At 64.7% G+C, this 3,865-nt stretch carries 4 protein-coding genes; 2 read left to right on the forward strand and 2 right to left on the reverse strand.

What is annotated here, in order from left to right:
• Positions 1-68: 68 nt before the first annotated feature.
• Complete coding sequence (locus tag AAC029_RS15670; RefSeq protein WP_339749667.1) at positions 69-1,457, reverse strand: TIGR03808 family TAT-translocated repetitive protein; 1,389 nt, start codon at positions 1,455-1,457, stop codon at positions 69-71.
• A 207-nt stretch (positions 1,458-1,664) separates the two neighbouring features.
• Here AAC029_RS15670 and AAC029_RS15675 point away from each other — a divergent pair, with 207 nt between their 5' ends.
• The gene (locus tag AAC029_RS15675) at positions 1,665-1,859 is read left to right on the forward strand and encodes a hypothetical protein (RefSeq protein ID WP_339749670.1); all 195 of its coding nucleotides are present in this window, start codon (positions 1,665-1,667) and stop codon (positions 1,857-1,859) included.
• Positions 1,860-1,965: 106 nt separating this feature from the next.
• Here the strand turns inward: AAC029_RS15675 and AAC029_RS15680 are convergent, their stop codons facing one another.
• Complete coding sequence (locus AAC029_RS15680; RefSeq protein WP_339749673.1) at positions 1,966-3,384, reverse strand: FAD-dependent oxidoreductase; 1,419 nt, start codon at positions 3,382-3,384, stop codon at positions 1,966-1,968.
• A gap of 140 nt (positions 3,385-3,524) precedes the next feature.
• Between AAC029_RS15680 and AAC029_RS15685 the strand changes: the two genes are divergently transcribed.
• The coding region (locus AAC029_RS15685; protein ID WP_339749675.1) for a hypothetical protein at positions 3,525-3,865 on the forward strand (341 nt) is incomplete at its 3' end.

Here is a 3,865-nt window from a genome sequence, read left to right on the forward strand (position 1 = left end):
TCAAACCTCCGGCGTTTTTAACGCGCGGGGCTGTCGGTGCATGCCCCAGCCGGCGTCATTCTCTCGCTTCAGCTCACCACATTGCGCTCCAGCGTCAGGTGGCTGAACCGGCCGGCGCCGACCCTGGCCAGATCCCTGGTCACCACCTCGTTCCAGCGGCAGCCGAGGACCGCGCCGCCGGGGGTCGCATCGAACAAATTGCCCGAAATCAGCGCAGCACCCGCGCCCTCGACCACCGAGACGGCGACGCCGGCGCTTGAATTGCGGATGGTGTTGCCGGAAAAATTGACCGCCCGCAAAAACGGACCCCACCCCATCAGCACCGCCCATTTCGGCGCGCCCTCGATGACATTGCCGCTGACCGCCGCATCCGCCTCGATCGCCATGCCGATGCCGAAACCGGCATATTCGGGCGGGTAGGGGCCTTGCGTGGTCAGGTTGCGGATGATGTTGCCGGTCACGGCGGCCAGCCGTCCGCCCTCGTTGAAATTGGCCACCGAAATCCCCACCGTGCCGCCGTCGACCAGATTGGAGGCGATCACCGCGCCCTCGAAGGCGAATTCGGCATAGATCGCGGTCTCGCCCGAGCGCAGCGCCTGGTTGGACACGATCTGGATGTTGCTGGCCGAATTGGCCCGGATCGCCGAAAACGCGCAATCGGACACATGGTTGCCCGTCACCATCACATTGCCGGCGCGAAAGATGTTGATGCCGTTGCCGTTCTGGCCGGTGCCGCCGGCGCGCGCCGCAATCCGCATCACCCGGTTGCCGTCGATCAGCGTCGCGTCCTCGCCGATACTCCAGCGATGCACCAGAATGCCGCCATTGGCGCAGTCGCGCACCAGATTGCGGGTGATCGACAGCGATTTGCTCTCCACCGCATAGATCCCCGCCAGCCGTGCGCCAAAGATCTCGCACCGGCTGATCCGCCCGCCGCAGGCTTCCAGCGTGATGCCGTGCCCGTCGGCGCCGGCGATGCTGACATCCTCGATCACCGCTTCGGCGACACCGCTGAGATGCAACAACCCCGAGACATGCCCACCCAGCCGCTGGTTGGCGCCGTCGAGCACCAGCCCCGAAAGCTCCACCCGCCGCGCCCCCTCGGCCAGCATGAAATGGCCGCGCCCGCCATAGATCAGCCGTGTCGCACCGGCAACGCCTGAAATCCGGGCGCCCTCGGGCAGGTCGATATTGGAGATCACGTAACTGCCCGGCGGCAGCCTGAGAATGCGGCCCGCCGCCGCCGCGTCGTCAATGGCGCGCTGGAACAGCCGGCTCTGGTCATCGACGGCATCGGGCAGCAGGCCCTTGAGATCGGCATCGTGGCCGCCGCGCAGATCGACCTGCGCGAACAGCTCGCCCGCTCTCGCCGGTGCCGCCAGCAGCGTGGCCGCGCCAGCCCCGGCAAGCCCGGCAAGCAGGCGGCGGCGGTTCATATCGGGATGGTTGGTGCTCATGCGCATCACGGTGCACAAACCATGCCAGCCGCATCTGTTTCATTTCGGCACAGGGGGGAGGGGAACTGAGTCCAGTAAAAAGTTATTGGCGGCGAAGAATCTGCATTTCGCTTGAGCCAGATCAAAATCCCGCCGCTGCGGCAGGGCTAGATTGTGCTTCAAGGCGCTGCGTCGGCGCGGTGCGGCGCCTGAATTCAGGAGGCGATCATGCTCAAGCTCGTGGCGGTTATCTACATCATGGTCGGCGCAATGCTGGCCGGCAGCTTCATCGTGGCTGCGCTGAGCGTTGACCGGATGGACGCCGCCTCGATTTCGCTTGCAGCGCTTGCTGGCGCGCTGGTGGCAATTCCGGTGTCATGGTTTGTCGCCGGCAAACTCAACAAGGCCATCCGTCCGGCTTAGGGATCCCTCTCCTGGGCAAGGACGGGGGAGGAGCGCGGGGCTGGCCTGGGGGCGGGCCGCCCCTCTGCTTTGTCAGCCAGGGTGCACTGTCAGCCAAGTTGTTTTGTCAGGCAAGATCCTCCTCGATCCGCCGCGCGGCGGCAAGCCCGCTCAGATGCGCCCCGTGCACGGTGGCGTGGCTGTCAAACAGCGTGTGTTCCCCCGCCAGCAGCAGCGTGCCGGCCACCGGTTCGGCCAGAAGCTCGAAATCCGCCGGTGTCGAGCCGGTCCTGGCGAAGGAATAGGCGCCGCGGCTCCACCGGTTTTGCGACCAGCGCGTGGCCAGTGCCGCCACCGGATCCGGCGCGCTCGCACCGAACATCGAACGCAGCGCCTGCATGGCGTCGCCGACCATGTCCGCGTCGCTCATGGCTTCGGCCCGCGGCGCATAGGCGCCGACGCAGAACCCCACCAGGATGTTCTGATCGGAGAAGGTGCGGTAGTTCAGGATCGAGGCCCATCGCCCGATTTCTGTTCCGGTCAAGCCGAAATACTGGGTCCCGACCGGCCAGAACGGCTGCTCGAACTTCAGCGCCAGCTTGGTGACATTGCCCATGCCGATGCGGCCGATGGCGTTGCGATAGGCTTTCGGCAGCGGCGGATCGAAGTCGATGTCGCCGGCCTGCAACACGCCGAGCGGAGCAGTGCAGATGACGAAATCCGCCTCGAACTCGCGGCCGTTTGCCGTCACCGTGGCGCCGTCGCCCCGCTCATAGGAAATCTCGGTCACCGGATGGCCGAGCCTGATGTCGAGATCCGCGGCCAGCGGCGGCAGGATCCGGTCATAGCCATTGCTGACAATCACATCGGCGCCGGGAAAGGCCTGGTCCTCGTCAAAATAATAGGCCGATAATTGGTCCAGCGGCCCGCCGGCATCGAATTCGGTATAGGCCGACATCATCCAGGTCATCACCGGATCGTCCAGCGCCTCCGGCGCCAGCCGCTGGATCGCCGATTTCAGCGGCTGGTCGGCATCGAAGGTCTCGTCAATGCGCTCATACAACGCCTTGAGTTCAGCCTCCCTGCTCTCGATCAGGCCATCCTTCTGGCGCACGCCGTCGCCCGATATCACCAGCAGGCTGTCGTCCTCGGTGACAAAGGTCTCGCCGCCGGCAGCCGACACCAGCGCGCTCACCGGATTGCCGTCAGGTCCGTGAATCCAGCCCGCGCCCAGCTCGAACGGCGCGCCCAGCGACTGGTCCGTGGACAGTCTGCCGCCGATGCGTTCTGCTGCTTCGAGCACCAGCACCTCATAACCCAGATCGCTCAAGCTGCGTGCGGCCGTCAGCCCCGCCATGCCCGCGCCGATGACAATGACATCGACATCCGCGTCCGCGGCGCGCGCAGGCCCGGTCAGACCTCCGGCAAGTGCGGAGGCCGCGGTCAGGCGCAGAAAGCTCCTGCGTCCAAGCGGCAAGCGATGAACAGGTTTTCGCATTGACGCCTCGCTGTTGGGTTCCGCCTCAGGCAGGCCGGAATCATGCAAGGCAAACTTGCGCCATCTGACGCCCGGCTGCAATCCTCGGTCAGAGGACGTCCCGGGTGTTAAGATCCTGAAAACCACGCCATTTAGCCGAATTTTCAGCGTTCACGCATACAATGCCTGACGAAACGGGAACGCACGCCATGAAAAATCGATCCGGCACTGGTCCGGCAAGCAACATCGCCCTGGGTGTTTACGCCCTCTGCGCCGCCGTCATCATGGTGTTCGCCGCCGCCAATCTGAAGCTTCTGTCTTTCGCCGGCGGTGTTGCCGATGACGTGCGTCTCGAGGTCGAACATCATCTGATGCAGGCCGAAATCGACCGCCAGATCGAGATTCTGGTGCGCGACCAGGAGCAGATTTCCCATTGGGACAAGACGGTTATCTCGCTGGGCGGCACAGTTGACGAGGACTTCGTCAACGATGAAATCGCCGACTGGATGTGGGAGGATTTCGCAATCGAATCATCTGTCGTGGTCCGGCC

Origin of the sequence: uncultured Maricaulis sp., from assembly GCF_963975345.1 — a bacterium.
In the GTDB taxonomy this organism is placed as follows: Bacteria; Pseudomonadota; Alphaproteobacteria; order Caulobacterales; family Maricaulaceae; genus Maricaulis.

Bases quoted from the DNA above. Each gene is read 5' to 3' on its own strand.
- AAC029_RS15670 (WP_339749667.1), bottom strand. From the start codon at position 1,457: ATGAGCACCAACCATCCCGATATGAACCGCCGCCGCCTGCTTGCCGGG.
- AAC029_RS15675 (WP_339749670.1), top strand. From the start codon at position 1,665: ATGCTCAAGCTCGTGGCGGTTATCTACATCATGGTCGGCGCAATGCTG.